We start from the raw sequence: 19,439 nt of genomic DNA on the forward strand, positions 1-19,439 counted from the left end.
GAATGTCAGGAGAACATGATGGACCGTAGAAATCTATTGAAGCTGATGGCGCTGACAGGCAGCCTGGTGATCCCGGTCGGCCGCCAGGCCTGGGCCGCGGTCGGCGACGACAGTTCGGCCACCAAACGCAAGCTGGTGGTGGTGATGCTGCGCGGCGCGGTCGACGGCCTGAACGTGGTTGCGCCTTACGGTGACGTCAACTATGCGCGCCTGCGTCCGACCATCGGACTGGCGCGGCCGGGGCAGGATGGCGGCGCGCTGGACCTGGACGGCTATTTCGGCCTGCATCCGGCATTGGCTTCCCTGCAACCGCTGTGGGAACAAAAGAAACTGGCTTTCATTCACGCCTCTGGTTCGCCCGACGCCACCCGCTCGCATTTCGATGCCCAGGATTATCTTGAATCCGGTACGCCCGGCAGGAAATCGACGCAGGACGGCTGGCTGAACCGCTTGCTGACGGTCTTGCCTGGCACGGCAACGCCGACCCGGGCGATCAGCATCGGTCCGCTGATGCCGCGCATCCTCAGCGGCAGGGCGCCGGCCACCAACCTGGCGGCGGGCGCTGCAGGCACCAGGCAATCGATACTCGACCGGCCGCAGATCGGCAGCGCTTTCGACCAGATGTATCAGGGCAGCGATAAATACGCCAGCGCCTACCAGGACGGGCGCGATGCGCACAAGGAGGTCATGACGGCTTCCATGCAAGATGAAATGCAGGCCGCCAATGGCGGCGCGCCCTTGCCGAACGGCTTCCCGAACGATGCGGCGCACCTGGCCAAGCTGATGCGCAACGATCCCAAGATCCAGATCGCTTTCGTTGCGCTGGGCGGCTGGGATACGCACGCCAACCAGGGCAACGGCAAAGGCCAGCTGGCCAACCGGCTGGCGCCTCTGGGGCAGGGCCTGGGGACGCTGGCGCAAGGCCTGGGGCCGATGTTCGACGACACCACCATCGTGGTGATGTCGGAGTTCGGCCGTACCGCGCGCCAGAACGGCAACGGCGGCACCGATCACGGCCATGGCAATGTGATGTGGGTGCTGGGCGGCGGGGTTGCCGGCGGCAAGGTGTACGGCGACTGGCAGGGGCTGGGCGAGGCCCAGCTGCATGAAGGGCGCGATCTGCCGGTCACCACGGATTTCCGCTCGGTGCTGGCGCAGGTCGGCGAACGCCATCTGCGCCTGAGCGACCAGCAACTGCTTCAAGTATTCCCGGCGATGCCCGCGGCCAATCCCGGACTCAAATTCCTGCGCAGCTGAATCCCTCCTTTGCAGTATTTCCCTTTTTTGCTCAGGCCTCGGGTCATGCCGGCCTGCTCAAAATTGTTGCCGCCTGCTTGCTGCGGTCAATTACAATTGAAACAATTGAAATCCAGCAACACGCAAAGAGGGAAACATGCTCGTCGTTACAACAGAAAACATTTCCGGTTATCGCGTCAAGGAAGTCAAAGGTCAGGTATTCGGACTGGTGGTGCGCAGCCGCGGGCTGGCCGGCAACATCATGGCCGGGCTGCGCTCCATCATTGGCGGCGAAATCACGGAATACACGCAATTGCTGGAGGAGGCGCGCCGCCATGCGGTCGACCGCATGGTCAAGAACGCCCATCGGATGGGCGCCAACGCCGTGGTGATGATGCGCTTCGACTCTTCCGAAATGGGCCAGACCATGAGTGAAATCGTGGCCTACGGCACGGCGGTGATCGTCGAACCCGTGGCGCCGTAATCATGCTGCGCCTGGCCTTGCTTGGATTCGCCGTGCTGCTGACCGGCGCCGGCATCTTTTGCCATCTCCGCGGCGAGCCGGCCGCGTTTCCGTTAACCACCTGGGGTCTGATACTGCTGGTCGCGGTGCTGGCGGAGCGCTGGCGCTATCAGCGCAAGCACCTGCCCGACGACGGTCCCTGGCAGGAAACCGGGGAACGTTTCGTCGATCCGGAATCAGGCCGCCTGATGGCCGTTCAATACAGTCCGACCAGCGGCGAGCGGCGCTATGTCGCGGTCGGCGAAGATCCCGGGATCGCGCCATAATACGGCAAGGGCGCTGGCAAGCAGCGGCGCCGCAACGTTAACCTGCAATCAGACATGACACAAATACTAGGCCCTTCATTCAAGCTGGTGGAACAAATCGATGTATCGGAGCTGGCGCAAGCCGGCGGCTTTGGCAGCCGGACCCGGCCGTTATTGGTCAAAGGCGCTTTGCGCGACTGGCCGGCGCAGCAGAACTGGTCGTTTGAAAAGATGGCGCAGTTGCGGCATAAAGACGGCTCGGAACCGGTCCGCAAGTTCCAGAACGGCTTGGTCGAACAGGGCGAAACCCAGGAACGGCCATCGCTGCCGATTGCGCCTTATCTGCGCGAGCTGGCGGAGCTTGCCAAGGAGCCTGTCAGCGAACAGGCGGGATTGCTGCCGAACCAGCGGCTGCGCCAGTTGCAGCCGGGCGAGGAATTCCATCTCAACTGGGCGCACATGCAATCGTTTACGCCGCACCGCAATTACCTGGCGCAGTGGAGCATCCTGGAAGATTTCCCGCAGCTGCGCAGCGATTTCGATATCCGCAGCTTGTGGCCGGGCTGGCGCTGGACCTGGGAGTCGGTATTCATGGGGCCGGCCAACACCCACACCGGACTGCACCGCGACGTCCCCAACAACTGGTTTTGCCAGGCGCGCGGGGTCAAGGAATTCGTCATGTTCCCGCCTTCGGAAGAAGCGTTCATGAGTCCGTCCAACAAATACGACTGGGGCGCCACGCTCAGCGCCATCAATATCGCCCGTTTCAACGAGCATCCGGAACAGCTGCGCGCGCTGGAGCAAGCCAAGGGACTGTACGCGCGGGTGGAGCAGGGCGATGCTTTGTTCATTCCGAAACGGACTTGGCACGCGGTGGTGTCGCTGGCGCCGTCGATCAGCCTGGCGGTATTCGGCCTGACCGCGAAAGAGATCCTGCTCAGCGGCGTGCCGACGGCGACCAAGGACCTGCTGCACAATATGCATCTGTACCGCTGGGGGCACTGCATCTGCCACAAGCATATTGCCTGACCGCGTTCTCGGCATCACGAGGATGCCGACTCACAACTGATTGAATCACAAGCGCAGTCGAGGAGACCGGCATGAAACTGTTTTATTGCGAAGTTCTGAACCCGAGAAAAGCCTGCGCAGTCGCGCGTTACCTGGAGGCGCCGGTGGAATTCGTTCGGGTCGATATCGGCAAGGGTGAAAACAAAACGCCGGAATTCCTGGCCATGAACCCGAACGGCAAGGTCCCGGTGCTGCTGGACGGCGACAGGACTCTATGGGAATCGAACGCCATCATGTGCTATCTGTCGGATCTGGCGCAAGCCGATCTGTGGCCGCACGATGCGCGGCAGATCGATGTCATGCGCTGGCTCAGCTGGGATGCGGTGCACTTTACGCGCCACGCCTCGGTCTTGTATTTTGAGTACGTCGTCAAGCCGATGTTTGGCTTGCCGCCCGCTGAAGCCGCCGAACTGGCGGAGGCAACGAAATACTTCAGGACCTATGCCCGTGTCCTCGATACGCATCTGAGCGACAGGAAATTCCTGGTAGGAGACGGCCTGACTGTCGCCGATTTCGCGGTGGCCATCAGCTTGCCTTATGCCGACAAGGCGCATTTGCCGCTGGCCGATTTTCCTGCAATCCAGCGCTGGCATGAGCGGCTAAACGAACTGCCGGCATGGCGCGCGCCATTTCCCTCTTGATGCTGCGGCGATATTCGTTGAGATGACGGCGCCGTATCAGCCGGCCAGTTTTGCCCGCAGTTGTTCAAGGAGTGCATACATCGCCTGTGCCGGCTGAAGCTCTACGGACGGAGAAGATTCTTTCTTTTCCTCGGCAAATCCCTGTTCGGGATATTTTGCGTGAAAACGCGAACGGGCTGCCATCTCCGCCATTTCTGTTTCATCCAGGACCAGGCCCGAAAATCCGGCCAGCCGGCGCACGATTTCAATGCCGCCCTGCCGGTAGTCCAGCAAGAGCGAGCGATCATCTGTTTCGGCGATGCGCAAGAATTGCGAGTAATAATATTCCAGCACCTTGGCGAGATGGCGGTCGCCATCGTAGCTCGTCGATTCCGCCTGCGACATGCCGAACAGTTCGGGTTCGATCAGTCCTGGCACGGCCTGCATGCCACGCCGCTTCTGATGTGAGAAAACCACTTCATCCGGGCTGCGATACAGCAGTACAAACGGAACCTCCGGGTAGAGTTTTCTCAGCGTGCCGGCAAAAAAGACATGCCAGCTGTCGAGCTTGATAAACAAATGCTTTTCCTGCCCAAGCCTGCGCCGTCCCAGCAAAGCAATGCTGGCTTTCAGCGCAGCTTCCGTTTCGGAAGAATCCGCCTCCTTGCGGGACGCGCGCAGCAGTTCATCGATCAGAGGCACTTCAGACAGGGTGATATTTTTTTGGCTCAATCCGAGCAGTTGCGAGACCAGGGTTGAGCCGCAGCGCGAAACATGGAAAATGAAAGCGCTTGGCGCGACTACCTCGGCCGCGGCGGTGGCTGCGCATGCCGTCAGGTATGCTAGCGAGCTGAGACTGGGAAAGCGGCGGTTGACGGGGGCGCTGGCTTTGCAGCGTAAGATCGTATCGGTGAAAAACGGCTCGGAAATGCGCTTGCCCGCCAGGTCCAGCCACAGACAATGCCATTGCCGCTCTTGCTGCAGCAGTTTGTAGGGTATCCATTCCTCGAGCCGGACCGGCGCATCATCTTGCGGTATTTCTTGCCGTATCTCTCGTCGCATTGCGCTATTCATCGATATCCGCTTCGGCTTCCAGCTGTTTGATCAGTCGCTCCGCCGTATCGGTTTTCATCTCCGCCAACCGGGCGATCACCATGGCGCGCGTTGCGCCGTCCAGCCTGCGATTGCGCGCCTCGGCATCGAAATCGTAGCCGGCCTGGCGGAACAGCGTATCTGACCAGTCATTCCTTTTGCAGTCCAGGATCAGGTTGGTGCGTGCTGTGCTCCCGCAATTCTCGACGCTGTGCGGCTGGCTGAAATCGGCATACCAGCATTCGCCTGCGCGCATGTCCAAAGCATGGCCGCCCACCAGGAATCGTACTTGCTCGCTGGTCTCGATCGGAATGTGTACGCGAAAGACGTCAAACTGATAGCCGGTCTGTACATCCCGATGTTCCTTGATATGTGCACCTGGCCCCAGGCGCAGCAGCCTGGCCGATTCTATCTCGCATGCGAAGGCGTCGAAGATGGTGGCAATGTAGGGACAACCGCCGAGCACAGGCGTATCGATATGGCCGGCGCCGCCAGGGTGGGAATAGATATCGTCCGGCTTGCCGGAGGCGGAACGCAGCGCCAGGCCGGACCATAGGCCGGAATAGTCCTCGGTATGGAAATGCCGTGGCCAGTCCATGGTTTCACAGGTCCGCAAATCCTGCAGCAGTTGATCCGGATCAAAGAGAAGCGGCAATTTGAGGAAGCTGTTCATTCGACTACCTTCAATCCAGTTGATGCGTCGACTGCGGCACATATCAGCATCGGAGCTTGCCCGCGATTCAGGAAAAAATCTTGCGCCGAGGCACTTTATTTGAGGTGCCTTCATCCGTCAAGGCAGCTTCTGTTATAAGCTGCTCCACCATCGCGATGTACTACGCCGTATTCACTTTGATTCCGGATAAAGCTCAACATGCTTACTTCTTCCTCCGCCATGCCGGCCGGCATTTCCCTGCGGCCCGCCACCGCCGGCGACCAGCCTTTCCTGGCAACCCTGTATCGCTCCGCCCGGCCAGACCTGCAGTTCATCGACGGCGAACCCGAATTCATCGAAACGGTGATCGCCCAGCAATATGCCGCGCATGCCCAAGGCGCCGGTGAAGAATATCCGAACGCCATGCATTTCGTCATCGAGAAAACCCAGGCCGCGGTCGGTGCGCTGGTGGTCGATTTCGGCCACAACGAAGTGCGCGTGATTTATATCGCCTTCATTACTGCGGCCCGCGGCTTCGGCTACGGCAAGGCGGTCCTGCGCGGCGTGCAGCAGGCCGCTGCCAACGTGCAATGCCCGGTCGCGGTGGTGGTTTGGCACAACAACCCCGGCGCCAGGCGGATCTACCTGGAATTGGGATTCCAGGTGGAAGAATCGGAATTGATGGCCGATCGCATGGTGTGGTATCCGGGCAAGCCATCCCTGCCTTGAATCCCTTTAGCTGAACACCACTTGAAAATACGCACCGGCCGGATCGCGTCCGAGCGGCGCCAGGCGCGACACGTAAACGCCTTCCAGGCGTTCGCGCTGCGGCAGATCGATTGCGCACGGGCCTTCGAGAAAAGCGGTGGCTTGTTGCGCGGTCAAGGTGACGATGAACGGCAGGCGTTGCTGTTCCGGCGCATACGGATTGCGGTACTGCGCTTTCACATTCACGCTGTCGACCAGCACCGGCAAGGTGCTGCCGTCAGGCAGCTGCAGCGTGCAGACCTGTCCGGTGGAGGGGGTGAAATAGGCGGCATCAACAAGTTCTAGCATCGGCGTCGGCAAATGGAAATGGAAGGAATGCTGGCCGGTCGCCGGCCGGCTCGCGATTCTAGGCTCTAGTTACGGGACGGGAAAATACCCACCAGCGCGATGCTGAAGTTCAGCGCCAGGTAGGGGTTCATGGTTCCTACGGGGGCGTTGTTGCCGGTGAGGGCATTGGTGACGGTGCCGCCGGAACTGCCGCTGCTGCCGCCCAGGGGAATGGTGCCTGCGGCCGAACCCCAGATCGCTGCGCCTTGCGGGCCGGCAGGCGATCCGGACAGGATGTTGTTGGTCGCCGTCGGCGCCAGCAGGTTTCCGCTGGTGTTGGTCGATACCATGTAGCTGCTGCCGCCGCCCGACGGAGTAAACGTGGCGACGTGGGTATGGGACGGCAGATTGCTGATGGAGATCTCGATGTTTTCCGTGCCGGCCGCTTCGCCGATCACACGCGGCGTCAAGCCGATTCCGTTGCCTTGGCCAATCGGCACCCGTCCCTGCAAATTCGGCAACATGAAGTTTTGCGTGCCGTTGCCGCCATAGTTGGTGCCGAGCAGCGAGAACAAGGCTGCATATTGCTGAATGGCGAGCGTCTGGCCGTTGCATAACTGCCAGCCATTTGGATTGAACTGAAAACCGAACGTCATTATGCTTCCGAGAAATACTTCCATGGAAATCTCCCTGGTGGATGCTGCGGTTTAAGGACCGGTGTGACTGTAGTTGGACGCGTGGTAATGGTAATTTCTGCGGCGGCGATTGTTAGTTGCGGGAAGGAAAAATACCCGTCAACGCAATGCTGAAATTCAGCGCCAGGTACGGATTCATGCTTGCCGTGGGCAGGCTGTTGCCGGTGAGGGCGTTGCTTACCGTGCCGCCGGAACCGCCGCCGCTGCCTCCCAGGGGAATCGTCGCTGCCGCCGCGCTCCAGATCGCCGCGGCCGTGATGCCGGCGGGCGATCCTGACAGGATGTTGTTGGTCGCGGAGGGCACCAGCTGATTTCCAGCCGTGTTGCCCGATACCGTGTAGCCGCTGCTGCCCGAAGGAGTAAAGGTGGCGGTGTGGGTGTGCGACGGCAGGTTGCTGATTCCGATCGAGATGTTTTCGTTGCCCGAAAACTCGCCGATCACACGCGGGCTCAATCCGCTCCCGCTACCCTGGCAAAGCGGCATCCTCCCTTGCAAATTCGGCAATAGAAAAGTTTGTACGCCGTCGCCGCCAAAGGTGGTGCCGAGCAGGGCGAATAATGCCGAATTTTGATCGATGCCGAGCGTTTGACCGTTGCATTGCTGCCAGCCGCTGGGGTTGAACTGAAAACCGAAAGTCATGATGCTACCGAGAAATATGTTCATCGCATTTCCTTCAGTGAGTAGCCTGCTTTTGTACGTATCGGGTTGCTGAATGTTAATCTGCAGCAAGCCGCAGTTGAACAGGAAATCCCGAATTCAGCAATAGTATTCGGCAATACTTGCTTGAAAAAAGTCGCGGCAAGCCCCCAGCACGCTGCCATCCGACGCCAAAATCCCACAGAAACAATAAAATACAATTGAGATTAACAATTAGCTTGCGTGTAACACATTCACTTGGTTAATATTTTGCTTAAAAGAAAGTTGGATAGGGAAACCAGCTAAGTCCCCCCGCTTGACATTGTCTGAATGTCAGCTCTCATTTTGGCGCGCCTTGCGTCAGTCGCATCTCTTTGAATCCGTTGTCGTTGTAATACGATTTACTTGAAAGTCTGCCCGGCCGTACCGCTGTTTTCCGGCGCCTGGCAACTTAAGCGAAGTTTCTGCGTGACGAATACGCGGCGCCGATGTTGATGCCGCAGGGTTTGTTGAAGCGAGGAGCAGGTGAGCGGCCGACCACGTCTCGGCAAGCCGCGCGCATTGTTTGGTCGAGAAGTGCAGGTTCAATGAGGAAATCATCCCATGAAACGCCACGGATCTATGAACCACATCTATCGCCTGGTCTGGAGCACAGTGACCAACGGCTGGATCGCAGTAGCGGAAACAACGCGTGGACGCGGCAAGGGCGGGCGCCGCAAGCTGGTGGCGGCGGCATTGTCGCTGACGGCGATTGCCGCCCAGGCGGCGCCGACCGGCGGACAGGTTGTCGCGGGTAGCGGCAGCATCCGCCAATCCGGCGCGACCACCACGATCAGCCAGACCAGCCAGAATGCCACCTTGAACTGGAGCGGCTTCAACATCGCTCCGCAAGAAACGGTGAATTTCGTGCAGCCGTCAGTCAGCGCGATTGCCGTCAACCGCATATTCGATACCAACGGCACGCAGATCCTCGGCCATCTGAATGCCAACGGCCAGGTATTCCTGATCAACCCGAACGGCATCCTGTTCGGCGCCGGCGCGCAGGTCAATGTCGGCGGGCTGGTGGCTTCCACCCTGGATCTGCGCGACGCCAGCCTGAACGGCAATGCCCGCACTTTCAGCGGCAACGGCCCAGGCAGCGTGGTCAACCAGGGATCGATCACGGCGGCCAATGGCGGCTACGTCGCCTTGCTCGGAAATCATGTCAGCAACCAGGGCACGATCAGCGCGCAACAGGGCGCGGTGGCGCTCGGCGCCGGCAACGCCGTCACCCTCACATTCAGCGGCAACAGCCTGCTGCAGCTGCAGGTCGACCAGAGCGTGCTGAACAGCGCGGCGGAAAACGGCGGACTGATCCGGGCTGACGGCGGCCGGGTGATCATGAGCGCGGGCGCAAAAGATGCGTTGCTGGCCAGCGTCGTCAACAACACCGGCGTGATTGAAGCGCGCACCGTGGAGAACCAGGGCGGCACGATTACGTTGTTGGGCGGCATGGCAGCGGGCACCGTCAATGTCGGCGGCACGCTCGACGCCAGCGCGCCGGCCGGCGGCAACGGCGGTTTCATCGAAACCAGCGCGGCCAACGTCAAGGTGGCAAATAGCGCCAAGATCACCACCGCTGCGGCGCTGGGCTTGGCCGGCACCTGGCTGATCGACCCGACCGATTTCACGATCGCGCCCAGCGGCGGCGACCTGACCGGCGCCGCGCTTAATGCGTCATTAAGCGCGGGCAATGTGACCATTTCTTCGGCCAGCGGCGCCGGCGGCACCAGCGGCAATGTCAACGTCGACGATACGGTCAGCTGGAGCGGGCACAAGCTGACCCTGAACGCCAGCAACGATGTCAACATCAACGCCACGATGACGGCCAGCGGCTCCGCCAGCCTGGACCTGGAGCCGGGCAGCGGCAATGTCAATGTCGCCGTGGGCAGCAGCGCGTTTAACGGGCGCGTCAATTTCAGCGGCAGCGGCGTGCTGACGATGAACAATCATGTCTATACGGTCATCAACTCCCTGGGTACGGCCGCCAGCAGCGGCGACGGCAGCTTGCAGGGAACGATAGGAAACCTGGCCGGCTATTATGCCTTGGGCAGCGATATCAACGCTGCCGCCACCTCGGCTTGGAACAGCGGCGCAGGCTTCACGCCGATAGGCGGTAATGGAGTGACAGTATTGACCCCGGCGCAGGAATTTTCCGGCGTCTTTGATGGCCTCGGCCATACCGTCAGCGGTCTGACGATCAATCGAGGTTCGGTTGTCGGCGTGGGCATGATCGGCGCGGTGGGTGCAGCCGGCGTGGTGCGCAACGTGGGATTGCTGGGCGGGAGCGTGGCCGTCACCTCGTCCAACTACACCGGCGCGCTGGTGGGGCAGAATTTCGGGAAGATCAGCAACAGTTTTTCAACCGCTACGGTGAGCGCCAGCAGCAATGCGACTTTTATCGGTGGTTTGGTAGGCGAAAGCTCGGGCGGTACGATCATCAGAAGTCATGCGGGCGGAACGCTCAATGCCGGGGCTGCGGCAAGTAACGTGGGCGGTTTGCTTGGCGGCCTGCAGGGTGGGACCGTCAGTTACAGCTATGCGACCGGGAATGTCACCGGAAGCAGCAATTATGTCGGTGGCCTGATCGGGTACAGCTATGGCGGAGGCAGCGCCACCAGCGTGATCAGCAACAGCTATGCCACCGGCTCTGTCAGCGGCGCGTCCTATGTGGGCGGCTTGCTTGGGGCCAATTATGGGTTTTCCGGCCCGTCCACGATCAGCAACAGCTATGCGACGGGCGCCGTTGCCGGCACCAGCGCTGTCGGCGGCCTGGTCGGCCACAATTACGGCGGTGCGGGCGGCAACCCTGCGATCAGCAACAGCTATGCAACGGGCAGCGTCACCGGCACGGCTGGCGCTTCCTTTGTCGGTGGACTGGTAGGCAATAACGCCGGCGCCGGGGCATTGGGCGGCACAGTCACCAACAGCTATTCGACAGGCGGCGTCAGCGCCGGCACCGGCTCGACCTCGGTTGGCGGGCTGATTGGCAACAACGCCGGCACCGTCACCGGCAGCTTCTGGGACAAGACGAGCTCCGGCCAGGCTACATCCGCCGCCGGCACTGGCATGACCACTGCCAACATGCAGAACCAGGCCAATTTCACATCCAGCACCGTCGCCAACGGCAATCTGAACCCAGCATGGGATTTCAGCGGCACCTGGATAATATCCGGCGGCTATCCGCTATTACTCTCCGGCATGACGGCGCTGACCGTCACTGCCAACAACGCCACCAGCACTTTCAACGGCGCGGCTTATGGCAGCAACAATGGCGTTACATACACCGGACTCAACGGCTACAGATATTCCGGGACGCCGGTCGGCGTGCTGGGCAGCATAACTTATGGCGGAAGCTCGCAAACCGCGATCAACGCCGGCACTTACACGATTACCGCGTCGGGACTTTCTTCCAGCGGCCAGCAGGGTTACATCGTTACCTATGTCAATGGTGCATTGACGATCAATCCGCTGGCGCTCATCGGCAGCATCAGCGCCGGCAGCTCCGTCTATGGTTCAGTCCTGGTGCCGGGCACGGTGACGTTCACCAACATGATCGCCGGCCATGTCGTCACGGCCGCACCGGTCGCCGTCAATACGGCGGGCCTGACCAGCAGCAGCGGCCATCTGGTTGCTGGCACGCACACCGGCATCGAGTCGGTGAGCGGTACGCTGAGCGGCGCCGATGCGGGCAATTACACCTTTGCCGGCGCCACTGGCAACTACACCGTTACGCCGCTGGCCTTGACCGGTTCGATAGGGACGGGCAGCTCGACTTACGGTGCGGTCCTGGTCCCGGGTGCAGCGAGCTTCACCAATGCGGTCTCAGGCGATGCGCTGGGTACGGCCACGGTTGGCGTCAACACCACGGGCCTTGCCAGCAGCAGCGGCCACCTGACTGCCGGCACGCATACCGGCATCCAAACGGTCAGCGCCTTGAGCGGGGCCGATGCCGGCAACTATACTTTTAGCGGGGTCACGGGCGACTACACCGTCAACCAGCTGGCCTTGAACGGTACGCTTGCGGCAGGCAGCTCGACCTACGGCTCGACTTTGGCGCCGGGCGCGGTGAATTTCACTAATGCCTTGAGCGGAGACCTGGTCGCGCCGGGCGCCGTCACGGTGAATACGACCGGCCTGACCAGCAGCAGCGGCCACTTGACTGCCGGCACGCACACCGGCATCGAGTCGGTGAGCGGTACGCTGAGCGGCGCCGATGCGGGCAATTACACCTTTGCCGGCGCCACCGGCAACTACACCGTTACACCGCTGGCCTTGACCGGCTCGATAGGGACGGGCAGCTCGACATACGGTGCGGCCCTGATCCCGGGTGCAGCGAGCTTCACCAATGCGGTGTCAGGCGATGCGCTGGGTACGGCCACGGTTGGCGTCAATGCCACGGGTCTTACCAGCAGCAGCGGCCACCTGATTGCCGGCACGCATAACGGCGTTGAAACGGTCAGCGCCTTGAGCGGGGCCGATGCCGGCAACTATACTTTTAGCGGAGTCACGGGCAACTACACCGTCAACCAACTGGCCTTGAACGGCACGCTTGCGGCGGGCAGCTCGACCTACGGCTCGACCCTGACGCCAGGGGCGGTGAATTTTACCAACGCCTTGAGTGGCGACCTGGTCACGCCGGACGCCGTCACCGTGAATACGGCTGGTCTTACCAGCAGCAGCGGCCACCTGATTGCCGGCACCCACACCGGCATCGAATCGGTGGGCACTGCCTTGGGTGGAACGGATGCGGGCAACTATACCTTTGCCGGCGCCACGGGCGACTATACCGTCAGCCAGTTGGCCTTGAGCGGCACGGTTGCGGCGGGCAGCTCGGTCTACGGTGCTGTGCTGGCGCCAGGGGCGGCAAATTTCACCAATGCCTTGAGCGGCGACCTGGTCACGCCGGGCGCCGTCACCGTGAATACGACTGGCCTGACCAGCAGCAGTGGTCACTTGACGGCCGGCACGCATAACGGCATCGAATCGGTGGGCACCGTCTTGGGCGGGGCGGACGCAGGCAATTACACCTTTGCCGGCGCCACTGGCAATTACACCGTTACGCCGCTGGCCTTGACCGGTTCGATAGGGACGGGCAGCTCGATTTACGGTGCGGTCCTGGTCCCGGGTGCAGCGAATTTCACCAATGCGGTGTCGGGCGATGCGCTGGGTACGGCCACGGTTGGCGTCAATGCCACGGGTCTTACCAGCAGCAGCGGCCACCTGATTGCCGGTACGCATAACGGCGTTGAAACGGTCAGCGCTTTGAGCGGAGCCGATGCCGGCAACTACACATTCAGCGGGGTCACGGGCAACTACACCGTCAATCAGCTGGCGCTGAACGGCACGCTTGCGGCGGGCAGTTCGACTTATGGTGCGACCCTGGCGCCGGGCGCGGTGAATTTCACTAATGCCTTGAGCGGGGACCTGGTCACGCCGGGCGCCGCCACAGTGAATACCACAGGTCTGACCAGCAGCAGTGGCCATCTGATTGCCGGCAGCCATACCGGCATTGAATCGGTGGGCACTGCCTTGGGCGGGGCGGATGCAGGCAACTACACCTTTGCCGGCGCTACGGGTGACTATACCGTCAGCCAACTGGCCTTGACCGGCGCGGTTGCGGCGGGCAGCTCGACCTACGGTGCGGCCCTGGTCCCGGGTGCAGCGAATTTCACCAACGCCGTATCGGGCGATGCGCTGGGTACGGCGACGGTCGCCATCAATACGAGCGGCCTGACCAGCAGCAGCGGGCACCTGACGGCCGGCACGCATAACGGCATCGAATCGGTCAGCGCCTTGGGCGGAGCCGATGCCGGCAACTACACATTCAGCGGGGTCACGGGTAACTACACTGTCAATCAGCTGGCGCTGAACGGCACGCTTGCGGCGGGCAGTTCGACTTATGGTGCGACCCTGGCGCCGGGCGCGGTGAATTTCACCAACACCGTGAGCGGCGACCTGGTCACGCCCGGCGCAGTCACAGTGAATACGACGGGTCTGACCAGCAGCAGCGGCCACCTGATTGCCGGCACCCACACTGGCATCGAATCGGTGGGCACTGCCTTGGGTGGAACGGATGCGGGCAACTATACCTTTGCCGGCGCCACGGGCGACTATACCGTCAGCCAGTTGGCCTTGAGCGGCACGGTTGCGGCGGGCAGCTCGGTCTACGGTTCGGTGCTGGCGCCAGGGGCGGCAAGTTTCACCAATGCCTTGAGCGGCGACCTGGTCACGCCTGGCGCAGTCACGGTGAATACGGCCGGCCTGACCAGCAGCAGCGGACATCTGATCGCGGGAACGCATAACGGCATCGAATCGGTAGGCACAGCCCTGGGCGGGGCGGACGCCGGCAATTACACCTTTACCGGCGCCACCGGCAATTACACGGTGAGTCCGTTGGCCTTGACCGGCTCGATAGGCGCCGGCAACTCGACCTACGGTTCGGCGTTGACGCCGGGTGCGGTGAGCTTCACCAATGCCGTGACCGGCGACGTACTGGGCACGGCGACGGTCGCGGTCAATACCGGCGGCCTGACCAGCGGCAGCGGACACCTGATCGCCGGAACCCACACCGGCATTGAATCGGTCAGCGCGCTGAGCGGGGCGGATGCCGGCAACTACACATTTGCCGCGCCAGCCGGCGACTATACCGTCAGCCAGCTGGCATTGACCGGTTCGATCGGCGCCGGCAGCTCGGTCTATGGCGCCGTGTTGACGCCGGGCGCGGCGAGTTTCACCAATGCCGTGGCGGGCGATGCTCTGGGCACGGCGACGGTTGCGATCAACACGACCGGACTCACCAGCAGCAGCGGACACCTGACTGCCGGAACGCATAGCGGCATCGAATCGGTCAGCGCCCTGAGCGGCGCCGATGCCGGCAACTATGCGTACGCCGGCCCAGCGGGCAACTACACTGTCAGTCCGCTGGCGCTGGCCGGTTCGATTGCCGCCGGCAGCTCGACCTACGGTGCGGCGCTGGCGCCAGGCGCACTCAGCATATCGAATGTCATCTCGGGAGACCTTGTCAGCGCCCCCGGCGTTTCAGTGAATACGGCCGGGCTTACCAGCAGCAGCGGCCACCTGACTGCCGGCACCCATATCGGTATCGAATCGGCGAATGGCGCCTTGGGTGGCGCCGATGCCGGCAACTACATATTGGGCAGCATTAGCGGCGACTATACGGTCAACCGGCAGTCGGTCACGGTCACTGCCAGCGGCGTCAGCAAGGTCTATGACGCAACGACTTCCGGTTCGGCGATATTGGCCGGCAGCGGCCTGATAGGCGGCGATAAGGTGACCTTCACCGATACTTCGGCAAATTTTGGCGACAAAAATGCAGGCACCGGCAAGACGCTTACCGTTTCAGGCATCAGCGCAGGCGGTGCGGATGCCGGCAACTACCTGCTCAGCAATGCCACCGCATCGGCCACTGCCGATATCACGCCGCTGGCCATCACCGTTGCCGCCATCGGCGCCAACAAAGCCTATGACGGCAATACGACGGCTGCGGTGACGCTCAGCGGCGGACTGGCCGGCGATGCGGTGACGTTCAGCGACACCTCCGCCAACTTCGCCGACAAGAATGCCGGCGCCGGCAAGACCGTGACGGTGGCGGGCATCAGCGCAAGCGGCGCCGATGCCGGGAACTATACGGTGAGCGGCACGACGACGACCAGCGCCAACATTACGCCGGCGACGCTTACCTATACCGCCGCCCCGGCAAGCAGCATTGCCGGGCAAACGCCGTCCGGCCTGAGCGGAACCCTGAGCGGCCTGGTGGGCGGCGACACGCTGAACGATGCGACGGCAGGCAGCCTGACCTGGACCACCAACGCCCAGCCGACCAGCCTGCCGGGACTGTATGCGATTGACGGCGGCGGCCTGAGCGCGATGAACTATGTGTTCGTGCAAGCGGCAGGGAACGCCACCGCGCTGACCTTGAAGCCGGGTGCGGCGCCCGTCCCGGTGCAGAACGTGATCACCGCCCTGGATTCGGTTTTTGATCCTTCGCACGCGGGCGTCAACCTGGCGGCGCTCGACCTGGTGCAGTTCAATATCCAGCCGCCGAACAATAAAATCGGCGACGGCATGAACGGTGTGGAAGTGAAGATCACGGGCGGCGGAGTCAAGCTGCCGGACAATATTGTGAGCACGGATGAATAAGCGAGCCTCAATGAAAAATAACGGTAGATTCCTAACGCCAATGAAGCCGATCATCGCAGCCATGCTGCTCAGCTACCCATATTTTTGCGCGTTGGCGGCCGATCCGGTAACCCCGCCCGGCGCCGGCTCGATACTGCGGCAGATCCAGCCGGTCAAGCCAGCGCTTCCCTCGTCGACGGGGACCGGCCTGACCATCGAACGGGAGGGCGGCGCCCAGCAGCCGGCGGGTGCGGCTTTCAGCGTCACCAGCATACAGCTGTCCGGCAATACCGCGTTCGATACGGCCACCCTGCATGCGCTGGTGGCCGACGCCGAGGGCAAGAACCTCGCTCTGGCCCAGCTCGGCGAAGTGGTCTCGCGCATCACCGACTATTACCACAGCCACGGCTATCCGCTGGCGCGCGCCATCATCCCGGCCCAGACCGTGCAAGGCGGCGTAGTGAAGGTGACGGTGATCGAGGCCCGTTACGGCCAGGTCAAGCTGGACAACCGCAGCCGGGTAGGCGACGCCTTGCTGCAGCAAACCTTGTCTCCTTTGCAGGCCGGGCAAGTGGTTACGCAGGCGGGGCTGGACCGCACGCTGCTGCTGGCCTCGGATATCCCGGGTGTCGCCGTCAGCGCGATCCTGAAGCCGGGCGAAGTAGTCGGCACTTCCGACCTGCAGGTGCAAGCCGACCCGACGGCGCAGGTCGCCGGCAACGTGACGGTGGATAATTTCGGCAACCGCTATACCGGCCGCGCCCGCCTCGGCGCCGCCGTCAATATCTTCAATCCGCTGCACCATGGCGATGTCCTCAGCCTTGGCGCCCTGACCAGCGGCAGAGACATGAATTACGGCAGCATTGCCTATGAAACCCTGCTCAACGGCCTGGGTACGCGCATGGGCGGTTCCTATTCGGCGCTGCATTACATCCTCGGCGATGCCCTGGGCGCGCTGGATGCGCGCGGCACCGCGCAAGTGGCGAGCATCTGGGTCAAGCATCCGTTCATGCGCACGCGCGACGCGAATCTGTACGGTCAGATCCAGTACGATCGCAAGCAGCTGAACGACCGCATCGGCGTCAGCAACATCAAGACCGACCGCCATCTGGACAACTGGAGCGCAAGCCTGAACGGCGACTGGCGCAACGGCGTACTGGCCGGCGGCATCGGCACCTGGAATATAGGCGTCACCGCGGGACGTGTCGGCTTCGACGACCGGGCGGCGGAACTGTCCGATTCAGTCACCGCCAAGACCCAGGGCAGCTACACGAAATGGAACGGCAATCTGGCGCAGCTGCAAAATCTGAGCCAGAACGATTCCCTGTATTTCGCGCTGGCCGGCCAATGGACCAACAGCAACCTGGATCCCGCCGAAAAGATGGTCGCGGGCGGTCCTTATACGGTGCGCGCCTATGACATCGGCGTGCTGTCCGGCGATACCGGGGTCTTCGGTTCGATCGAACTGCGGCACGATCTCGGCCAGTTCGCGAGCGGGCGCTGGCAGGTGCTGGCCTTCGTCGACAGCGAACACGTGACGGTCAACAAGAATCCCTGGCTGCCGGGCGACAATGGCGCGACGCTGAGCGGCGCCGGCGTCGGCATGAATTGGGCCGGCCCGGACCAGTGGCATGCCAAGCTCTATATTGCCGCGCCAATCGGGTCGACGCCGCAACTGATCGGCGACAATAAATCGGTGCGCGCCTGGGCCGAGATCGGCAAGGCGTTTTAGGAAGCGTCGGCCTAGGGGCCTTACATTTTCTGCGGATAGTAGAGCTGGTAGAACCAGGAGCAGGCGGTTTCGATTTGCGCCTGTATGCGCGGCGGGATGTCATGCCGTTTCGGCTTGCTGATCTGGCGCGCCTGCTTGTGGCTGTATTTCATATGGTAGTGGCTGTCGCTTTCCTGGATCCCGATCGCCAGGTGGTCGGGATCGATTTCGAACGGCGGCAGTCCCAGCCAGGAATACAGGTGCGTCATGCAGGCCGAGGGCCGTTCCATCAAGTCTTCGAAACGGATGAAATACAGGCGTTCCTGCACATGCTTAGGCAGATCGGCGACCGCATGCAGGGATATCAGCGGAGCGCCGATGGCCTTGTCTTTGGCGAACAGCATGTCGGCCCGTCCGAAGCGGTCGAAATCGGCCAGGTGATCGATGAAATCGACCAGGATCGTACGCTGGTGCTGCGCTTCGATCGAGCCGTAGATTTGTCCGAGTTCGCGCAGGCACACGATCAGCTTGGCGTTCGGCTCGATATGCAGCAGCAGTTCTATCGCGTGCAGCCATGCGCGGTTCTTGTCCACCACCGCCTGCTTGCCGCAATCATGGTTCCAGCCGCGCAAGAAGCCTTGCATTGCCGAGGTCAGGTGGGCATAGCTTTGTTCGAACTGAGTATCGAGCTGCGACAGGAAAAAAGTATCTTCGCTGATCATGCGGCGGATCCCCAGCAAGGTGTTGCACAGGGGAGAGCTATGTCCTTCGCAATGAATTTCGGGATGCTGGGCCAGCAGCTGGCACAGCAGCGTGGAACCCGCCCTCGGTAAACCCGTTACGCCGACGAATGCTGGAATCATCAGAAATGGCCTTTGCTCTCAAATTGAATGGCTGCCCGAGACGTTTTCAGCGCCAGTAGCGCCGGCAAACTGTCCAGCAAATATTACCGCATCCTGCGCCTGCGTAGCGCGGCGGATGCATGAATCGCGGATACGGGCCGTTGCGGCCGCTGCGTTTTGAGGCATCATGTATCTTGCCGCCTGGCCGTCGCGGGGCGCCGTATTCTGTGGAGCGTTGAATGCAAAAAAATCTGACCGCAGTACCCCATGCCTTGAATGCATCGCAGCGCGCGGCGCACTACGGCCACCGCGGCGCAGTCCTGTGGCTGACCGGATTGCCTGCGTCCGGAAAATCCTCGCTGGCCATGGCCCTGGAGCATGCGCTGACAACGCTGGGATATTCCTGCTACGTGCTGGATGGCGACAATATACGCAATGGCCTGAATGCAAATCTCGGCTTCAGTCCGGAGGATAGAAGCGAGAATATCCGGCGCGTAGGGGAGGTCGCCGCACTGTTTGCCGACGCCGGCCTGATCTGCATCGCGGCTTTCATTTCCCCGTACCGGGCCGACCGTGCGCGCGCCCGGCTATCCTGCGGCGAGGCGTTTCACGAAATCCATGTCGCCGCCGACCTGGCGACCTGCGAATCGCGCGACCCCAAGGGCTTGTACAAGAAAGCGCGCTCGGGCGAATTGCGAGAATTTACCGGCATCAGCGCGCCATATGAAACACCGGAGCATCCGCAACTTGCGATCGATAGCGGCCATGAAAGCATCGCCGCGAGCGTGCAGCAGCTGGTGGCGTATGTGGAGCGCAATCTGCCGCTAGACGCAAAATCCGCTCCCCGTGCCTGACGCCGGAATCAGCCGTTCACTCATGTTTCCTCTCGTCGACGTATGAGA

General features: G+C 61.9%; 15 protein-coding genes. 9 read left to right on the forward strand and 6 right to left on the reverse strand.

The annotated features are described in order from the left end of the window. Positions 1-15: 15 nt before the first annotated feature. From AC07V8_RS20240 to AC07V8_RS20260, 5 genes are all read left to right on the forward strand, one after another. On the forward strand, positions 16-1,257 hold the full coding sequence (locus tag AC07V8_RS20240; protein WP_494679901.1) for a DUF1501 domain-containing protein: 1,242 nt from the start codon (positions 16-18) through the stop codon (positions 1,255-1,257). Positions 1,258-1,393: 136 nt separating this feature from the next. Next, positions 1,394-1,720, forward strand: coding sequence for a YbjQ family protein (locus AC07V8_RS20245; protein ID WP_325669741.1), 327 nt, complete (start codon positions 1,394-1,396; stop codon positions 1,718-1,720). 2 nt (positions 1,721-1,722) lie between these two features. Next, positions 1,723-2,025 carry a hypothetical protein gene (locus tag AC07V8_RS20250; RefSeq protein WP_494679900.1) on the forward strand — a complete coding sequence of 101 codons (303 nt, stop codon included), beginning with the start codon at positions 1,723-1,725 and terminating at the stop codon, positions 2,023-2,025. 54 nt (positions 2,026-2,079) lie between these two features. Further along, positions 2,080-3,033 carry a cupin-like domain-containing protein gene (locus AC07V8_RS20255; protein WP_494679899.1) on the forward strand — a complete coding sequence of 318 codons (954 nt, stop codon included), beginning with the start codon at positions 2,080-2,082 and terminating at the stop codon, positions 3,031-3,033. 71 nt (positions 3,034-3,104) lie between these two features. Further along, positions 3,105-3,713 carry a glutathione S-transferase family protein gene (locus AC07V8_RS20260; protein ID WP_494679898.1) on the forward strand — a complete coding sequence of 203 codons (609 nt, stop codon included), beginning with the start codon at positions 3,105-3,107 and terminating at the stop codon, positions 3,711-3,713. A 36-nt stretch (positions 3,714-3,749) separates the two neighbouring features. Here AC07V8_RS20260 and AC07V8_RS20265 read toward each other — a convergent pair whose 3' ends face one another. Together AC07V8_RS20265 and AC07V8_RS20270 are read right to left on the reverse strand one after the other, a co-directional pair. Continuing rightward, on the reverse strand, positions 3,750-4,766 hold the full coding sequence (locus AC07V8_RS20265) for a sulfotransferase family protein (protein ID WP_494679897.1): 1,017 nt from the start codon (positions 4,764-4,766) through the stop codon (positions 3,750-3,752). After that, entirely contained in the window at positions 4,759-5,457 is a 699-nt protein-coding gene (locus AC07V8_RS20270; RefSeq protein WP_494679896.1) for an aspartyl/asparaginyl beta-hydroxylase domain-containing protein, read from the reverse strand. Before AC07V8_RS20270 ends, AC07V8_RS20265 begins: the two co-directional genes overlap by 8 nt. 198 nt (positions 5,458-5,655) lie before the next feature. On the opposite strand from AC07V8_RS20270, the gene AC07V8_RS20275 reads away from it, so the two are divergent. Further along, on the forward strand, positions 5,656-6,165 hold the full coding sequence (locus AC07V8_RS20275; protein WP_494679895.1) for a GNAT family N-acetyltransferase: 510 nt from the start codon (positions 5,656-5,658) through the stop codon (positions 6,163-6,165). A gap of 6 nt (positions 6,166-6,171) precedes the next feature. Here the strand turns inward: AC07V8_RS20275 and AC07V8_RS20280 are convergent, their stop codons facing one another. The 3 genes from AC07V8_RS20280 to AC07V8_RS20290 all read right to left on the reverse strand — a co-directional run bounded on the left by AC07V8_RS20280 (position 6,172) and on the right by AC07V8_RS20290 (position 7,896). Next, positions 6,172-6,492 carry a DUF6916 family protein gene (locus tag AC07V8_RS20280; protein ID WP_494679894.1) on the reverse strand — a complete coding sequence of 107 codons (321 nt, stop codon included), beginning with the start codon at positions 6,490-6,492 and terminating at the stop codon, positions 6,172-6,174. Positions 6,493-6,557: 65 nt separating this feature from the next. Beyond that, the gene (locus AC07V8_RS20285; RefSeq protein ID WP_494679893.1) at positions 6,558-7,127 is read right to left on the reverse strand and encodes a phage tail protein; all 570 of its coding nucleotides are present in this window, start codon (positions 7,125-7,127) and stop codon (positions 6,558-6,560) included. A gap of 112 nt (positions 7,128-7,239) precedes the next feature. Beyond that, entirely contained in the window at positions 7,240-7,896 is a 657-nt protein-coding gene (locus tag AC07V8_RS20290; protein WP_494679892.1) for a phage tail protein, read from the reverse strand. Positions 7,897-8,406: 510 nt separating this feature from the next. Here AC07V8_RS20290 and AC07V8_RS20295 point away from each other — a divergent pair. After that, positions 8,407-16,005 (forward strand): beta strand repeat-containing protein, encoded by a 7,599-nt coding sequence (locus AC07V8_RS20295; RefSeq protein ID WP_494679891.1) that lies wholly within the window; start codon positions 8,407-8,409, stop codon positions 16,003-16,005. A 40-nt stretch (positions 16,006-16,045) separates the two neighbouring features. Continuing rightward, positions 16,046-17,716 (forward strand): ShlB/FhaC/HecB family hemolysin secretion/activation protein, encoded by a 1,671-nt coding sequence (locus AC07V8_RS20300; protein WP_494679890.1) that lies wholly within the window; start codon positions 16,046-16,048, stop codon positions 17,714-17,716. Positions 17,717-17,736: 20 nt separating this feature from the next. On the opposite strand, the gene AC07V8_RS20305 is transcribed toward AC07V8_RS20300, so the two are convergent. Further along, a complete protein-coding gene (locus AC07V8_RS20305) occupies positions 17,737-18,558 on the reverse strand; it encodes a sulfotransferase family protein (protein ID WP_494679889.1) in 822 nt (273 codons plus the stop codon). Between the two features lie 218 nt (positions 18,559-18,776). On the opposite strand from AC07V8_RS20305, the gene cysC reads away from it, so the two are divergent. Further along, positions 18,777-19,391, forward strand: coding sequence for an adenylyl-sulfate kinase (gene cysC / locus AC07V8_RS20310; protein ID WP_494679888.1), 615 nt, complete (start codon positions 18,777-18,779; stop codon positions 19,389-19,391). Positions 19,392-19,439 lie beyond the last annotated feature (48 nt).

It is taken from the genome of Collimonas sp. GW821-FHT02H07, from assembly GCF_059421505.1.

Excerpts from the sequence above, each read along its gene's own strand:
- AC07V8_RS20265 (WP_494679897.1), bottom strand. The coding sequence starts at position 4,766 with ATGAATAGCGCAATGCGACGAGAGATACGGCAAGAAATACCGCAAGAT.
- AC07V8_RS20270 (WP_494679896.1), bottom strand. The coding sequence starts at position 5,457 with ATGAACAGCTTCCTCAAATTGCCGCTTCTCTTTGATCCGGATCAACTG.
- AC07V8_RS20260 (WP_494679898.1), top strand. The coding sequence starts at position 3,105 with ATGAAACTGTTTTATTGCGAAGTTCTGAACCCGAGAAAAGCCTGCGCA.
- AC07V8_RS20300 (WP_494679890.1), top strand. The coding sequence starts at position 16,046 with ATGAAGCCGATCATCGCAGCCATGCTGCTCAGCTACCCATATTTTTGC.
- AC07V8_RS20295 (WP_494679891.1), top strand. The coding sequence starts at position 8,407 with ATGAAACGCCACGGATCTATGAACCACATCTATCGCCTGGTCTGGAGC.
- AC07V8_RS20245 (WP_325669741.1), top strand. The coding sequence starts at position 1,394 with ATGCTCGTCGTTACAACAGAAAACATTTCCGGTTATCGCGTCAAGGAA.
- AC07V8_RS20280 (WP_494679894.1), bottom strand. The coding sequence starts at position 6,492 with ATGCTAGAACTTGTTGATGCCGCCTATTTCACCCCCTCCACCGGACAG.
- AC07V8_RS20305 (WP_494679889.1), bottom strand. The coding sequence starts at position 18,558 with ATGATTCCAGCATTCGTCGGCGTAACGGGTTTACCGAGGGCGGGTTCC.
- AC07V8_RS20275 (WP_494679895.1), top strand. The coding sequence starts at position 5,656 with ATGCTTACTTCTTCCTCCGCCATGCCGGCCGGCATTTCCCTGCGGCCC.
- AC07V8_RS20255 (WP_494679899.1), top strand. The coding sequence starts at position 2,080 with ATGACACAAATACTAGGCCCTTCATTCAAGCTGGTGGAACAAATCGAT.
- cysC (WP_494679888.1), top strand. The coding sequence starts at position 18,777 with ATGCAAAAAAATCTGACCGCAGTACCCCATGCCTTGAATGCATCGCAG.
- AC07V8_RS20240 (WP_494679901.1), top strand. The coding sequence starts at position 16 with ATGATGGACCGTAGAAATCTATTGAAGCTGATGGCGCTGACAGGCAGC.
- AC07V8_RS20285 (WP_494679893.1), bottom strand. The coding sequence starts at position 7,127 with ATGACGTTCGGTTTTCAGTTCAATCCAAATGGCTGGCAGTTATGCAAC.
- AC07V8_RS20250 (WP_494679900.1), top strand. The coding sequence starts at position 1,723 with ATGCTGCGCCTGGCCTTGCTTGGATTCGCCGTGCTGCTGACCGGCGCC.